The following is a 14,528-nucleotide window of genomic DNA, read 5'->3' on the forward strand; positions in this document are numbered from 1 at the left end:
AAAGAACGCACGGAAACTGATTTTACCTTATGTTGCGAGGCGGTGCAATTCTTTGTATACTGTAGAAATGAAGGATTTGCTGGTTATTGCCAAGAAAAAGTTTAAATCCCGGCTTCTGCTTGGGACCGGAAAGTTTTCTTCGCCCCAGGTAATGAAAAAAGCGGTCGAAGCTTCGGGGGCGGAGATCGTGACCGTGGCTTTGCGCCGGGTCGACCTGGCCAACCCCCGCGACCATATATTGGGCTATCTCAACCCGAAAAAGTACTTGATCCTCCCCAATACTTCCGGCGCGAAAAGCGCCGACGAAGCGGTCCGGCTGGCGAGATTGGCGAAAGCCTTTGGCCTCCCGGCCTGGGTCAAGCTGGAAGTGACCCCCGATCCTCGTTTTCTTCTCCCTGACCCGATCGAAACCTTAAAAGCGGCCGAGATCCTGGTGAAAGAAGGTTTTAAGGTCCTTCCTTATATTAATGCCGATCCGGTCCTGGCCAAGCGGTTGGAAGAGGCGGGGTGCGTGACGGTCATGCCGCTTGGCTCGCCGATCGGCTCCGCCCAGGGGATTCGAACCCGGGCGAACATTGAGATCATTATTCAGCAAGCGAAAGTACCGGTGGTCGTCGACGCCGGTTTGGGGAGCCCCGCCCACGCCGCCGAAGCGCTGGAGATGGGAGCGGCGGCCGTTTTGGTCAACACCGCGATCGCGGCGGCCGACGATCCGGTCGCGATGGCCGCGGCTTTTAAACTAGGTGTCGCGGCGGGACGGCAGGCTTATTTGGCTGGGATGATCGGCGGCAGTAATCTTGCCCGCGCTTCCAGCCCGCTCCACTTATGAACCTCCGGGAATTTGAACGGATCATCTGCGGTGAAGTCGCGCTTCCGGAGCTGTCAGCGGCCGCCCGGCGGGAAACCCTGAAACATTTTGGCCGGACGATTCAGCTTTACGCTCCGCTTTATCTTTCCAACGAATGTGTCAACAGTTGCGTCTACTGCGGCTTTAACCGGCGCTCGATGATCAAAAGGGTGACTTTGACCCTTGAAGAAGCGCTGGTCGAGGCCGATTGCGTCAGGCGGGAAGGTTTTCAGCATCTCCTGGTCTTGACCGGCGAATACCCCAGCAAGGCGCCGGTTAGTTATCTGCGCCAGATCATCGCCGAACTGAAAAAAAAGTTCACTTCGATCACGATTGAAGTTTATCCGATGATGACTGAAGATTACCGCTCTTTGATCGAAGCGGGGGTTGACGGGCTGACGATCTACCAGGAGACCTACCATCGCCCGACTTATCAGGCGGTCCACCCGGACGGACCGAAACGGGATTACGACTGGCGTTACGGCGCGCCGGCGAGAGCCGCTGAAGCTGGAATGCGAAAGATCGGCCTTGGTTTTTTGCTCGGACTCTATGACTGGCGGGAAGAGGCGCTGAAACTGGCGGCGCATGTTTCTTCTTTATTAAAAGATTATTGGCAGACCCAACTGCAGATCAGTTTTCCCCGGATCAATCCGGCGGAAACGAACTATAAGGTGGAATACCCGGTTTCCGACGACGACTTTCTCCGCTTGGTCTGTGCTTTGCGTTTGCTTTTTCCCGAGATCGGCTTTACATTATCGACCAGAGAAAAGGCCGCTTTTCGCGACCGGATCTTCCAATTCGGCCTGACCCAGATGAGCGCCGGTTCTAAGACCGCGCCGGGGGGGTACGCGCTTGACGATCAAAGCGGCAAGCAGTTTGACATCTCCGATGAGCGGACCCCGCAAGAGGTTGCCCTGGCCTTGCGGACTGCCGGTTATGAGCCGGTTTGGAAGGATTGGGAGAGGATCCTGGGATGATAAAAATTATTGTTAACGGCCGGGAATGGGAGGTCGCGGACGAAACCACGATCGCCGACCTGCTCGGAAAATTCAAAGTCCCGTCCCGGGCTTGCGCGGTGGAACTTAACGGCCGGATCATTAAACGGGATAAGTTCCAGAAAACCGGCCTGAAAGAGGCTGATGCCGTGGAGATCATCCGAATGATGGGCGGCGGCTAAGGGTATGTTATAATTTAATCATGGCTAAATACACCGCTCCCCGAGGGACCAAGGACATTCTGCCGGCTGAAGTCGGCCTCTGGCAGTTTATCGAGGATAATTGCCGCGATATTTTCTTCCTCTATAATTACCAGGAGATCCGGACCCCGGCCTTCGAATCGACCGAACTTTTTGCCCGCTCGATCGGCAAGACCACCGATATCGTCAAAAAAGAGATGTACACCTTTGAGGACCGCAAAGGCCGCAGTCTGACCCTGCGTCCCGAAGCGACCGCTGCTGTCGTCCGGGCCGGACTGGAAAACAACCTGATCGCTCCTGACAGTTTCACCAAGCTTTTCTACATCGGCCCGATGTTCCGCTACGAACGCCCGCAAGCCGGGCGCCAGCGCCAGTTCCATCAGGCGGGGGTGGAAGTCTTTGGGTCGGCCGATCCTCTTCTAGACGCCGAAGTGATCGTCATGGCGGTGAAACTTTTTGATTCGTTAGGCCTGAAGGAATTGCGGGTCGACCTTAATTCGGTCGGCTGTAAAAAATGCCAGCCGGGTTACCGGCAGGCGGTCCAGGATTATTTCCGGCCGAAGGTCGAAAAGATGTGCGCCGACTGCCGGGAACGTCTGGAGAGCAACCCGCTCCGGATTCTCGACTGCAAGGAACAGGGCTGTCAGCCTTTTCTGGCGACGGCCCCGGCTTCGGCCCAGCATTTGTGCGAAGAGTGCGACCTTCACTTTAAAAAACTACGCAGTTATCTTGATAACGCCAAAGTTAAATATCAGCTCAACGATCGTTTGGTTCGCGGGCTTGATTACTATACCAAGACCGCTTTTGAGGTTGTTTCCAGCCAATTGGGCTCACAGAACGCTGTCTGCGGCGGGGGCCGTTACGACAACTTAGTTGAAGAGCTTGGAGGAAAAGCGACCCCGGCGATCGGTTTTGCCATCGGTTTGGAGCGGGTCGTTGAAGTCTTGAAGCAGGCGAAATTGGCGGGGCACGATTCCCGCGGTTTGCTTCTTTATCTGGCGACGATCGGCGAACCGGCCAAAAAGGTTGCTTTTGACCTTTTGAACAAAGGGCGGGAGCTTGGGATCCCCTCTGATATGGATTATACCGGCAAATCGCTCAAAGCGCAGATGAAAGCGGCTGACCGGCTCAAAGCCCAATATACTTATATTATCGGCGACGATGAAGTCGCTAAAGGGACGGCGGTCCTGAAAAATATGGCGACTTCGGAAGAACGCGAGGTTACCTTTGAAAATGTTTTATACCAGCCGTTCGGCCTGGAAGACGTAAAAGAAGAAGCAGCTTGCGGCGGTTGCGGCGGCAGCTGCGGCAACAATTGCGAATGAAACAGGCTTTATTTTTTAAGAAGCTTGAGGCGGGAAAAGTCCAATGCGAACTTTGTCCTCATAATTGCCTGATCTTGCCCGGCGGGCGGGGGATCTGCGGGGTCAGGGAAAATAGGGACGGGTATCTCTTTTCCCTGGTCTACGACCGCGTTATCTCTTCCCAGGTCGATCCGATCGAAAAGAAACCGCTTTTTCATTTCCTCCCCGGATCGCTTTCCTATTCCATTGCTACCGTCGGCTGCAATTTCCGCTGTGATTTTTGCCAGAATTACGGGATCTCCCAGGGGCCGCGCGAAAAGAAGCCGATTGTCGGTCTGGAGACGACCCCCGAAAAAGTCGTCGCGGCCGCTTTGGCTCAAGGCTGCCGGAGCATCGCTTATACCTATACCGAGCCGACGATCTTTTTTGAGTTTGCCTACGATTGCGCCAAGCTGGCTAAAACCAGGGGGCTCCGCAATGTTTTTGTCACCAACGGCTTCATCAATCGGGCCCCGCTGGAAATGGTCGCTCCGTACCTTGACGCCGCCAATGTCGACCTCAAATCGTTCCGTGATGAATATTACCGAAAGATCTGCGGGGGCCGCCTGGCGCCGGTCCTGGAGACTTTGAAGCTGATGAAACAACTTCGGATCTGGGTCGAGCTCACGACTTTGCTTGTTCCCGGCCTGAACGATTCCGATCAGGAGCTAACCGAGCTGGCCGCCTTTATCAAGAACGAACTGGGAGAGGAAACTCCCTGGCACCTTTCCGCTTTTTTCCCGACTTATAAACTGGTGGATCTTCCTCCGACGCCGGAAACGACCCTCCGCCGGGCCAGGGATATCGGACTGGCCGCGGGGTTGAAATATGTTTATACCGGGAATTTGCCGATCGCCGAAGCGGAAGACACTTTTTGTCCGCAGTGTAAAGAACCGCTGATCACCCGGTCCGGTTTTTCAGTCCTCTCGAACCTGATCGACGGCGAAACGGCTTGTCCGAAATGCGGCCGGCCGATTGCCGGGGTTTGGCGCTAGCCTTTTTGCGCGGCGAAAAGATTGTCGAAATGGACCTCTTTCCCAAAGTTGAAAGTTGCCAATTGCGAAATGTTTTCCCGCCAGGATGTGGTCAGATCGGCCTCGGAGAGAACCTCGGTTTGGGTCAAGAACCAGCCTCCGGGCTTTAAAACCCGAATGATTTCACGCCTGACGGTCGTTTGAAAATCTTCAGTATAGTGCCCGCTTAAATGATTAAGGCGGTCGATCAAGCTGATGTAGCTGTGGTCCAGGAAGTGGGAACTGATAATTAGGTCAAGAGAACCATCAGGAAAAGGAAGGGCTCTGGCATCGGCCTCTTTGACCGGAGCGCCGATTTCCCGGGCAAAAGCAACGGCGTGGGGATCACAATCAATACCGGAAAAACCAGTCAAGCCGATCGCTTCCTTTAAGAACAAGGGATATAATCCCCAGTTGCTGGCTAGTTGGATGCCGACAGGTTTCTGGCCAAGAAAGATCAGCCGCCTGGCCATTTCAATCGGGCCAAAAGACTGGAAAGAAAAATCAGAATTTGCCGGAGTAGCCAACTGCATCATTATCTGCGCTTGAGATAATTGCTTAACTATGTCTAAAAGCTGTTCTTCCTCGATCATTTCTTTAATGATCGAGAGCTTATCGCTATGATATATTTTTATGGCTGAATGTGAAGGGAAACCTTGCGCTTGAGCGATCCGATCGGCCGCTTCCCGGCAGAATTCTTTCGGACGGAAAGCGCTAAGCTCATTAATTGCCGCGGCGAAGGCGGGCCGACAGAGCCGGGGACCAAAATTAGTCACTGGAACTTTCATAAAATATTATCATGAAAAACCGGTGATTATTTCAGCTTTTCTACGGGTGCCCTGATCCCTTAAAACCAGACAAGCGGAAAAACTTATAGTTATTAGTGATATAATCCTCGATCAAATAAAGCTTCAAGCCTTTTAATTCGGAGATCTTGGCGAATTCTTGTCCCGCCGCGGCTTTGAATTCTTTACTTTCTTCGCCGTAATAAATGACGGTTTCTCCCTTTTTCAGGTCGGGGATCCCCCAGAGCTCGTACTGCTTCTCTCCCCAGAGCGGCCCTGGTTTCAGGAAGCCGGTCGCCATGTAGGTTTGGCGCCCCAGGTAAAACTCAAGCAAGGATGACGAGACGTTGGTCCGGGCGAAAACCTTCTCTTTTGGCAGAGTGATGGCCAGTTCTTTGTTCTTCGCGTAATCTTTCTGGTGGAGGAGGATCCCGGGGGAACCCCAAAGGAGGATCGCCATAACCAAGAGGGAGAATAAGCTGATCCAAAGAATAAACTTCTTCAGCGATTTGCCGTATTCATCGAGATAAGCGGCGGTCAGCGGCAAAGCGGCCAGGTAGCCGATCGACGGCCAATGGGCCCAGACCTTGACCTTAAAGGAGAGGAGAAAGAAAACGATCAAGACCGGAAAGGAAAAGGCAAAGAGCAAGCGGGAATAATCGTTCTTTTTCAAAGCGTAGCCAAAGACCGGGATTAAGGTGAAGATCAGAAACGGGGTGAAATGGACTAATTGATCGCCGACAAAAGCAAGCGCGTTCGTTCCCCAGGCTTCGTTAGCGACTTTGGCGCCATGAAAAGTGAAAGAGATCCAATTGAGCCGGCTGTTCCAAAGGAGGACCGGGAGGAAAAGACCAAGGCTAAGGCCGAGGCAAAGGTAAAGTTCTTTTCTTTTTAGCCAGAAGCGGTTAGCCGGAGAAATAAGCAGGAAAACTGCCAGACACGGCCAGAAGATGAACATCGTATATTTGCTTAGGGTCCCAAGCCCGACGATCACGCCGAGCAGGTACCAGTACTTTTTCTGTTGGGCTTTGACGATTTTGAGCATCAGGAGAACGGCTAATGACCAGCAGAGAGCGAGGGGGAGTTCAACAAACTGGGTCAGCCAGATCACGATGTAGTGCGGGATGACCAGGAAGAGAAGGGTTGCCCAGAAAGCGACCTTTTTATTGAACGCTTCAAGGGCGATAAAATAAATCAAAAAAGTGACTGCCAGACTGATCAGGGCGGCGCCGAGTCGCAGCGTTAAGAGATTGGCTTGGCCGAAGGTCATCAGATAATTGATGATAGCGACCATTGGCGGGTGGTCGACATAAGAGAGGGCGAGATGTTTCGACCAAAGCCAGTAATATGATTCGTCGGCGGTCAGGGGGAAAAGGATCCCCAGGACCAAGCGAAAAAAAGTGGCGATGGTGATGAGCAGTAATAGGTTTGTCGGCATTGATTTATTATAAATGATTTTTCCGAAAAAAAACATTGAAATTTGCCGGCCGCCCGACGGATAAATAATCGATGTCAATAAGGCTTACGGACCAAACCAAACGGCCGGTGTTGCTCACCGCCGCGCAAACGCCGTTCATTAACCGCGGCAAATATCAGGAAGTCTTGCGGCAATGTGGCCTCGACCGGGAAACCCCCTGGGGGATGACTTTCGAAGTCTGCCGGCAGGAGAAGCTTAACGGCTCGCTTACTCTGGCGGAAGAAATTCTTTGCCACCGCGGACGGCTTGACTGGGTTGAAGAATGTGAAGAAGGCTACCGCTTGCATGGGCCGCTTGCCATCGAGATGCGGGTGGAAACCTGCGCCGATGAAGCGACCCGCGACGAGGCGCGGCTGACCCTCCTTGCCGATTTACGGCGATTCGGCTACCAAACCGCCCTACTGGCGATGGACCCGACCGAGTATGACACGGTCAATCCCGGCTTTAACGATGAGGCGATCGCCAGGGGACTTATGCCGCGCGATCTGCTGCTGATCAAAAGAGAACAAGAGTTGCCTGGCTCGATTGGCCTCTCGTTCCCGCGAGATCTTTTTACCCAGCTGGCGGAAACGGTTTATATTAATCCGGACGCCGGGGGCTTTGATTGGCGGCCGTTATTTAATTGGGCAGGCGGCGGCTTGCGCCAGAATTACAGCCGAATTGGTTGCGGCGGCGAGGTCGTTATCGGTGATAAGTACGCTTTCTTGTCGGAGCAGTACATTCCCGACTTTTCTTTCCTTCCTCCGGAACAGCGGCTCATGCTGGAAACGGAATCGCGGCTTTTTAATATGGTGACGATCGGCGAAACGGAAGCGACCCTGCGAAGATTTGGGCGGCAAGTTTTCCGGATCCCTTACGGTTGGACCGATATTTTCCCCCGCCAGCTGCTGGCCGAGCTCGGCACCTCCAAGCGGTTTTTGGTGCCGAACGACCACGCCGACATGAACCTGATGCACCTGCCGGACGAGAACGCCATTCTCACGGCGGAGCCGTATTATCTGGAGAACAGGGAATTGATCGATCGGCTCCTGGAAGAGGTCAAACCCGACCTGTTTCGCGTTTTACCGGAAGAGGACGGGCTGCCGGTCAATTTGCTTCCGCTGCCGGACGGCGGGGTTTACCTCGATCAGGCGGCCGTTGCCACGGCCCGGATCTTGCGGGAAGCGGGGATCAGGGTAGAAACAACTTCGCGGCTATTTGGCACCTTCCTCTGGGGTTCGCAGGGCGGGATACACTGTGCCACTAATACGCTTTGGTTATAACCAGTTCGGAATAATTGTCCCGCGCCAGCACTTTTCCTCGAATCTTCGCTTTTTCCCAACTCTTGGTGTCGCTTAACACGATCGCTTTTTCCATTGACAGGAAATCTTTCAACTTTACTTGGTCCCAAAAATACAGGTCAGCCGGGCCGGACATAAAGTCAACGTAAAAAAGGTCGGGACTATAAAAGAGCTGGCGGTCGGGCGGCCGATAGATCACAAAGGCGTACCCCTGACGGGTGTACTCTTTGATCATGCTCGGCCAGCTGACATTCGGATTGAACGAATTGACCAGCGGGAGCGAGACGTAGAAGAGGGCGCTGTAAGCCAGGACGGTCAAAGCGCAGAAGACGACGAATTTACTCCAGACCGGCCGGAACAGATCGAAGAATAGCCAGCTCAAGGCGACGACAAAAAGACCGATCGGCAGAAGAGCATCACCGAGATAGATCCCGTCGCCGTTGAAAGGCTTGATCAGTAACATTATAAAACCGACCGCGAAGATTAACCAGAAGAGGAGATTCCAGAGTAATTCAATACGGAAACCCGTGAATAAATCCGCCGCGGCGGACGGTTTCCGTATTTTCCATTGGATGGCTGTTAGTTTAATAGCCGCTAAGATGGCGAGCGGCGGGACAAAGACGGTAAAGGTTCGCAGATCGCTCTGGCGATAGAAAAAAAGCAGGAAGAGAAAGTTCGACCAGAGCCAGAGATTGCAGAGTCGGTTGAGGTTAAGGCCTTTGCTGAACAGCCGTCCTTTGATCGCCGTCAGGGCGAACGGCGCCCAGGGGAAGATCGAGATCAGCAGAAAGCCAAAGATTGAAGTGTAAAAGCCAAACCCCAGGTAACTGGTGTTGTATTTGCTTTGAATGGTGATACTCCGGAGATAAGGGAGCCATTGGTCGCGCAGGGGGACCGCTTGCAAGCCAAGAACCGCTCCAACCAGCAGAACGAGCAATAAAGTGCTTAGCAGTAACCGGTAAGAGAAAAGAAGCCGAAGAAACGCAGAGCGCGCTTCAGCATTAAAGATAAAGAGAAAAATGACTGTCAGTCCGGGCAGGAGCAAGCCAAAGCCTGATTTGACTAGGAAACCGCCGGCCAAAGCGGCAGTGAAGAGATAAAGCGCGCCGGGACGATCTTTCTTGATGAATTCATAAAGGGCCAGGTGGGCGAGCGTGACAAAGAGCGGCAGAAGAATGTCGAGCTTCGGCGCGCGTGAATAGACGACCAGGCCGAGGCTGGTCCCGGCGATGACCGTGGAGAGAAGCGCTAGCCTTTGGCCATTCGTTCTCCGCAGGTAAAAATAGATGATCGCCAGCAAGGCGGCGAAATAAAGGACATTCGGTAGGTGGACGGTCAGTTCACTGACGCCGAATATTTTCATCGGCCAGGCGAGAAGCCAGATCCCGAGCGGCGGTTTGTCGATAAAGGAAGCCGGGTCTCCCGGCGTAATATATTGAGCGAGCCATTGGTTATGGACGATCGCGTTCTTGGCGACCAGCGCGTATAGCGAGGCGTCGTCGTTCTGCAGCGGATTGCGCGGCAGAGTGATCAGCGCCGCCAGGAAAAATAATCCCAGGATGATGAGCAGGGCTCGCTTCAAGGAAGTTTGCCCCCCTTATAACCCTCGGCGTGAAAGATCTTGGTGAGGTTAGGGAGATTGGCGTCCTTATTGAAAAGCCGGTGCCGCGGTTCGACCCAAACTTTCTTGAAGCGCGGTTTTAATTTGTCGCCGATCTCTTGCTCGTTGATCGCGAAGTAGATGATGTTGTCCCCGGTTTTTAATTCCGGTTTTCCCCACATGTCGACCTGTTTCAGCCGGCCCGGCGCCATGTTGACCTTGACCTGGCCGTGGAAAGCGACTAAGCCGAGAAGTCCCAGATCGTTGGCAAAGTAATAAGTTTTTCCGGTCTTAGGCGTTGTCGCTTTCAAATAAGCCGGGAGCTGGGCGTTGATCGTAAATTCTTGTCCCCGTAAATCGGCCGGGGTTGGATAGAAAAAGAGATAGTAAGCGAAGCCCCCCAGATCGAGGACCAAGGCGAAGCCGATCATAACCCCGATCACCCACCGTTTCATCTTGCCGCTGCCGACCAGCGCCGGGAGATAAGCGCAGGCTGGCCAATGGCCGCCGACGTTAATGATCGGACTGATCAGGGTAAAGGGGAGAAGAACCGCGCCGGCGAAAGTTGCTAATAATAAGTTCTTTCTTGCTTTATAGATTAAGTAGATCGAGCCAAAAAAGATCGGGGGGGTATAGAGCAAAGTTTGAAGGCCAAAGAAGTTGAGCAGGTTGTCGCCGATCCGCGGGCCGGTCCCCATTTTTCCGCCCCAGTAGAAAAGAGGGGTGAAACCGAGGCCGAAGTTCCAGACCAGAACGGGAAGGAAAAGGCCAAGGCTAAGGCAAAGGCCAAGGTACGGTTCTTTCTTTTTGAACCAAAATCGTTGGCTCTTGTCGATGATCAGATAAAAGAAGGTCGCGATGACAAAAAGGGCCATGACGTAATCGCTCAATAGTCCGAGGCCAACGGAGAGGCCAAGCAGATACCAGTATTTGCCGTCGCCGGTTTTGATTAATTTTACCAGCAGATAAAAACTTAGCGACCAGAAAAGAAAAACGAGCATTTGCGGGACCAGGAACATCCCTCCGCCGAAAAAAGTCGGGACCAGGTTGAAAAGGAGCGCGCTCCAGAGGGCGGTCCGGCGGTCAAAGAGCTCTTTAGCGATCAGGTAGATCAGATAGGTGACCAGGGCGACGATCGTTAGCGCCCCCAGCCTGACTACTAGTTCGCTGTTTCCAAAAAGGGTCGATAAGATCAAATTGACGTAGGCGACCATCGGCGGATGGTCGACGTAGCTGAAAGCGGGGTGCTGGGCCCAGAGCCAATAATACGCTTCATCGCCAATCAGCGGGAAAAACCGGACCAAACCGAGCTTTAGAAGGTTAATAGCGACAATTAATAAAAGCGGCAAATTCATGCTAAAATTATAACACATAATGGAAATGACAAATGACCAATGTCAAATGTCAAATTAAGGAGACGGTAAAAGAGGAATATGGCGCAGAACATTGGTTTGATGATAACGCGGAATGAAGAAGACGTGATCGAAGAGGTCATGAACGTTAACCGGAAATATTTTGACACTATCCTCGTCCTCGACGGTTCCGATGACAGAACGGAAGAAATACTCCGGAGCTATGATTGCGTAAAGTATTTTCTCAAAGACAAGGAGATTCTTGACCGCCTCCCTAACCGAAAGTTCGAGGATGGGGCCCGCCAATTCCTGTTGGAAAAAGCCCAGGAGCGTTATCCGGTTGAAGGGTGGTTCACCCTTTTGCACGGTGACGAGATCTGGCATGATGATCCGAATTGGGTCGCGAATGAGGCGGAAAAGGCCCGGGCCGAAAAGGTCAACTGGTACGTCATGAATTTCTTTCTCCACACTTCTGATAAAGTGCGCGATCTTGGCTCGATCAAATCGGTCCAGGAGCGGCTCCTCTGGTATTGTCCCGGTTACCTTGAGATCCGCCAATTCCGCAACAAGCCGGGGATCTACTACGATCTGGGCCAGAAGTACGATGTTTTGCCGCGGGGGATAGGCTGGAAGATCTATAACAAATTCCCGATCTACAAACATTATCCTTTCCGTTCCGTCGATCAAATCATGCGAAAAAAGCAGGCCCACCGGGAAACCGGTTTTAACGGGACTTACGAAAAGTTTAGCGACGTTGAGAGTTGTTTTGCCGATATTCTGCCGAACTATAAACAGGCCCGCCGTTTTGACGGGTCGTTCCATGAGTTTGAATTGGCCAAACAAGGGTCCCTTCTTAGCCGCTGGCTAAGGGGGCATAAATATATTACCTGGTAAATATGAAAATACTAATCGTTAAATTAGGGGCGATCGGGGACGTTTTAAGGACGACTTCGCTTCTCCCCGGCTTGAGAAACAAATTCAACGACCCGACGATCGACTGGCTGACCGCCAACTCGGCTAAAGATATTTTGCTCAACAATCCGCTGATCAATCGCCTTGCGGTTTGGGAAGAGCGGGAGTCGCTCAACGATTATCAGCTGGTCATCGGGCTGGAAGACGACAAAGAAGCGTGCGAATATGTTTCTTCCCGTCGGGCGGAGCAGGTGGTCGGCGCTTTCTTAAAGAACGGCAAGCAGAGCTACACGCCGTCCGGCTGGTTCGATATGTCGATGATCTCCCGCTTTGGCCTGGAACAGGCGAACTTTCTCAAGAAAAAGAACCAAAACACCTACCAACAGCATATGGCGGCGCTTTTGCGGATTGAGATCTCGCCGTACGTTTTTAAATTGACGCCGGAGGAGATGGAATACGGTGAACGGGTGATTAGGGAATTGGGGATTGGAAAACGGGAAACAGTTGTTGGGATAAATACCGGAGCGGGAAAACGCTGGCCGCTCAAGAGCTGGGGAGTGGAACAGACGATTGAACTGATCAACCGCCTGCGCAAGGAGTTGGGGGTTGTTTCCCTGATCCTTGGCGGCGACCAGGAGCAGGAGCGGAACGCTTTGATCGCTAAAGAGAGCGGAATGCCGAACGCCGGAACACATTCCCTGCGCGGGTTTGCCGCGGTCATCGGCCGGACCAAAACCTTGGTTTCCAGCGACAGCCTAGCGATGCACTTCGGGATCGCTCTTAACAAACGGCTGGTCATATTTTTTGGCCCGACCTCGGCGGCCGAGATCGAACTATACGAATTGGGCGAGAAGCTCTTGTCGCCGGTTGCTTGTTCAGTCTGCTACAAGAAGAACTGTGATAAAAAACCTCATTGCATGGATTCTATTTCGATCGAGGAGATGTTCCAGGCGGTTAAGAGGCAACTGGCTGCGGCCTGACCGTCGAACGAATTATTCCGCCCCCGCCAAGGACAGCCGCGACCGCGGCAATAACTTCCTCAACTGGTATCGCCGCCCTTTGTTCGATCGCGACCGTTAAATGCCGGACCGCCCAGGGACCCCAGCGGGCTGGTTTGGCGTTGGGGTTCAATAACAGCATGACCTGCGGGACGTCAAAGGCCGCGGCAATATGGGTCGGGCCGGTATCCATCCCCAGGTAAAAATTCAAAAGGCTGATCAAAGCGATCAGTTCCGGGAGCGCCATCTCGCCGGCCAAATTTATGACCGGGGCCTTGATCATGGACAGAACTTCTGTCGCCCGGTCTTTTTCCGCTGGCCCGCCCAAGAGGATCGGCTGATGATCGGTTTTTTCCGCCAGCCAGTCGATGACGGCGGCAAAACCCGAGGTGGACCAGGGCTGGCTGGTCGCCGATCCCAGATGGATACCGGCTAGCGGCCGGTTCGGCTGCCAACCGTGTTCAGCCAACAATTGTTTAGCCTTCGCGAGCGATGGCGGGGCGATGGTGATCTTGGCTTTTTCCGGCTGATCGGTGATCCCCAGGGGGTGGAGCAGATCAAAATTGAATTCCACTTCATGCCTGGTCGGATCTTCCCAATGGCGGAAAACCCGGAGGTTGTTCATCCAACCGGTCAGAACGCGCGAGCTGTCCCCCAGGCGATACGGGATGCGGGCCTTAAAAGCGGCGAACGTGTCCTTGAACTCGTTAAAATAATTGATCGACAGGTCGAATTTATATTTTCCCAGTTCGTAGTCGTAAATGACCGCGTCGACTGCCGGTTGGCCGATGAGGAGCGGCGCGGTGTAAGGGCGGGCCAGAACGGTGATCTTGGCCAAAGGGAATTTTTTCTTAACGGCTTGGATCGCCGGCAGGGTCAGGACCAGGTCGCCGATGGCGTCCGGGCGGATAACAAGAATATTGTGTATTTCTTTGGCGATCATATTGTTGTCAGCTCGCTAATAGTATATCATTGATCTGTCATGGAGAAAAAACTTTTAAGTATTTGCACGTTGACTTGGGACCAATTGGGCCTGACCCGGAAGTTCGTGGACAGCGTCCGGCGCGCGACCGACGTTCCTTACGAATTGATCATAGTTGATAACGGCAGTACCGACGGGACGGTCGAATTTATTAAGCAGGAGGCCGATAAATCCCATTTTTTTCCCCAGAACACCGGTTTTGCTCATGGCTTCAACCAGGCTCTTACCTTGGCGGAAGGGGAGTATGTGCTGGTTATCAATAATGATACCGAACTGCCGAACGGTTGGTTCGGTAAATTACGGTCTGCTTTTGACGCCGACCCGCGCTGTGGCCTGGTCTATCCCTGTTATACCAGAGGGCAGAAAGTCGGCGAAAGATGGTGGCCCGGGACCAAAGTTAAGCTTTTGCCGGCTTTCAGCAAAGAATTGCCGGCCGGCGTGGCTATTTTTTCCAAAACCGCGATCTTTGCCGGAGAGTTGAAAGGGTTTTCCGAAGATTACCAGATTGCCGGCGGCGAAGATCTTGATCTTTGTTTTAAGGCGTGGACAGCCGGTTACAGCATTTATCTTGACGAAAGGGTTGTGGTTAAACACAAGGGGCATGGGACCTCGGCTAAAAAATTGCCTAATTGGAAAGAGTTATACACAAAGAACGGTGATTTTTTTCAGGCTAAATGGGGACAGTATTTTAAAAAAGATAAGCGTTAAGTCTGGCCGCCGCTTCAATTGCCCCCGGCGAGCGTT

General features: G+C 53.0%; 14 protein-coding genes. 9 read left to right on the forward strand and 5 right to left on the reverse strand.

The window, feature by feature from the left end:
- Positions 1-67 precede the first annotated feature (67 nt).
- Genes WC772_06325 through amrS form a run of 5 tightly spaced genes read left to right on the forward strand, consistent with a single transcriptional unit; the run spans position 68 to position 4,380 of the window.
- Positions 68-829, forward strand: a complete 762-nt coding sequence (locus WC772_06325; protein MFA6170368.1) for a thiazole synthase — start codon at positions 68-70, stop codon at positions 827-829.
- A complete protein-coding gene (thiH, locus tag WC772_06330) occupies positions 826-1,824 on the forward strand; it encodes a 2-iminoacetate synthase ThiH (protein ID MFA6170369.1) in 999 nt (332 codons plus the stop codon). The genes WC772_06325 and thiH overlap by 4 nt, the downstream gene beginning before the upstream one ends.
- A complete protein-coding gene (thiS, locus tag WC772_06335) occupies positions 1,821-2,024 on the forward strand; it encodes a sulfur carrier protein ThiS (protein MFA6170370.1) in 204 nt (67 codons plus the stop codon). Before thiH ends, thiS begins: the two co-directional genes overlap by 4 nt.
- Positions 2,025-2,044: 20 nt before the next feature.
- Complete coding sequence (hisS, locus tag WC772_06340) at positions 2,045-3,367, forward strand: histidine--tRNA ligase (GenBank protein MFA6170371.1); 1,323 nt, start codon at positions 2,045-2,047, stop codon at positions 3,365-3,367.
- Positions 3,364-4,380 carry an AmmeMemoRadiSam system radical SAM enzyme gene (gene amrS, locus WC772_06345; protein MFA6170372.1) on the forward strand — a complete coding sequence of 339 codons (1,017 nt, stop codon included), beginning with the start codon at positions 3,364-3,366 and terminating at the stop codon, positions 4,378-4,380. The genes hisS and amrS overlap by 4 nt, the downstream gene beginning before the upstream one ends.
- Here the strand turns inward: amrS and WC772_06350 are convergent.
- Both WC772_06350 and WC772_06355 read right to left on the reverse strand, forming a co-directional pair.
- Positions 4,377-5,186 (reverse strand): class I SAM-dependent methyltransferase, encoded by an 810-nt coding sequence (locus WC772_06350; GenBank protein ID MFA6170373.1) that lies wholly within the window; start codon positions 5,184-5,186, stop codon positions 4,377-4,379. The two genes, amrS and WC772_06350, sit on opposite strands and share 4 nt — an antisense overlap.
- A gap of 40 nt (positions 5,187-5,226) precedes the next feature.
- Entirely contained in the window at positions 5,227-6,621 is a 1,395-nt protein-coding gene (locus WC772_06355; protein ID MFA6170374.1) for a glycosyltransferase family 39 protein, read from the reverse strand.
- 71 nt (positions 6,622-6,692) lie between these two features.
- Between WC772_06355 and WC772_06360 the strand changes: the two genes are divergently transcribed.
- The gene (locus WC772_06360; protein MFA6170375.1) at positions 6,693-7,922 is read left to right on the forward strand and encodes a hypothetical protein; all 1,230 of its coding nucleotides are present in this window, start codon (positions 6,693-6,695) and stop codon (positions 7,920-7,922) included.
- On the opposite strand, the gene WC772_06365 is transcribed toward WC772_06360, so the two are convergent.
- Positions 7,903-9,522, reverse strand: a complete 1,620-nt coding sequence (locus WC772_06365) for a glycosyltransferase family 39 protein (protein ID MFA6170376.1) — start codon at positions 9,520-9,522, stop codon at positions 7,903-7,905. The genes WC772_06360 and WC772_06365 overlap by 20 nt on opposite strands.
- Positions 9,519-10,895, reverse strand: coding sequence for a glycosyltransferase family 39 protein (locus WC772_06370; GenBank protein MFA6170377.1), 1,377 nt, complete (start codon positions 10,893-10,895; stop codon positions 9,519-9,521). The genes WC772_06365 and WC772_06370 overlap by 4 nt, the downstream gene beginning before the upstream one ends.
- Before the next feature lie 78 nt (positions 10,896-10,973).
- Between WC772_06370 and WC772_06375 the strand changes: the two genes are divergently transcribed.
- On the forward strand, positions 10,974-11,786 hold the full coding sequence (locus WC772_06375; GenBank protein MFA6170378.1) for a glycosyltransferase family 2 protein: 813 nt from the start codon (positions 10,974-10,976) through the stop codon (positions 11,784-11,786).
- A 2-nt stretch (positions 11,787-11,788) separates the two neighbouring features.
- Positions 11,789-12,784, forward strand: coding sequence for a glycosyltransferase family 9 protein (locus tag WC772_06380; GenBank protein ID MFA6170379.1), 996 nt, complete (start codon positions 11,789-11,791; stop codon positions 12,782-12,784).
- On the opposite strand, the gene WC772_06385 is transcribed toward WC772_06380, so the two are convergent.
- On the reverse strand, positions 12,759-13,745 hold the full coding sequence (locus WC772_06385) for a glycosyltransferase family 9 protein (GenBank protein ID MFA6170380.1): 987 nt from the start codon (positions 13,743-13,745) through the stop codon (positions 12,759-12,761). The two genes, WC772_06380 and WC772_06385, sit on opposite strands and share 26 nt — an antisense overlap.
- Positions 13,746-13,784: 39 nt before the next feature.
- Between WC772_06385 and WC772_06390 the strand changes: the two genes are divergently transcribed.
- Complete coding sequence (locus tag WC772_06390; GenBank protein MFA6170381.1) at positions 13,785-14,492, forward strand: glycosyltransferase family 2 protein; 708 nt, start codon at positions 13,785-13,787, stop codon at positions 14,490-14,492.
- Positions 14,493-14,528: the final 36 nt, after the last annotated feature.

The sequence above is a fragment of the Candidatus Margulisiibacteriota bacterium genome (genome assembly GCA_041661965.1).
GTDB lineage: Bacteria > Margulisbacteria > WOR-1 > O2-12-FULL-45-9 > XYB2-FULL-48-7 > XYB2-FULL-45-9.

Excerpts from the sequence above, each read along its gene's own strand:
- thiS (MFA6170370.1), top strand. The coding sequence starts at position 1,821 with ATGATAAAAATTATTGTTAACGGCCGGGAATGGGAGGTCGCGGACGAA.
- WC772_06370 (MFA6170377.1), bottom strand. The coding sequence starts at position 10,895 with ATGAATTTGCCGCTTTTATTAATTGTCGCTATTAACCTTCTAAAGCTC.
- WC772_06350 (MFA6170373.1), bottom strand. The coding sequence starts at position 5,186 with ATGAAAGTTCCAGTGACTAATTTTGGTCCCCGGCTCTGTCGGCCCGCC.
- WC772_06380 (MFA6170379.1), top strand. The coding sequence starts at position 11,789 with ATGAAAATACTAATCGTTAAATTAGGGGCGATCGGGGACGTTTTAAGG.
- WC772_06325 (MFA6170368.1), top strand. The coding sequence starts at position 68 with ATGAAGGATTTGCTGGTTATTGCCAAGAAAAAGTTTAAATCCCGGCTT.
- WC772_06360 (MFA6170375.1), top strand. The coding sequence starts at position 6,693 with ATGTCAATAAGGCTTACGGACCAAACCAAACGGCCGGTGTTGCTCACC.
- amrS (MFA6170372.1), top strand. The coding sequence starts at position 3,364 with ATGAAACAGGCTTTATTTTTTAAGAAGCTTGAGGCGGGAAAAGTCCAA.
- thiH (MFA6170369.1), top strand. The coding sequence starts at position 826 with ATGAACCTCCGGGAATTTGAACGGATCATCTGCGGTGAAGTCGCGCTT.
- hisS (MFA6170371.1), top strand. The coding sequence starts at position 2,045 with ATGGCTAAATACACCGCTCCCCGAGGGACCAAGGACATTCTGCCGGCT.
- WC772_06355 (MFA6170374.1), bottom strand. The coding sequence starts at position 6,621 with ATGCCGACAAACCTATTACTGCTCATCACCATCGCCACTTTTTTTCGC.
- WC772_06390 (MFA6170381.1), top strand. The coding sequence starts at position 13,785 with ATGGAGAAAAAACTTTTAAGTATTTGCACGTTGACTTGGGACCAATTG.
- WC772_06385 (MFA6170380.1), bottom strand. The coding sequence starts at position 13,745 with ATGATCGCCAAAGAAATACACAATATTCTTGTTATCCGCCCGGACGCC.
- WC772_06375 (MFA6170378.1), top strand. The coding sequence starts at position 10,974 with ATGGCGCAGAACATTGGTTTGATGATAACGCGGAATGAAGAAGACGTG.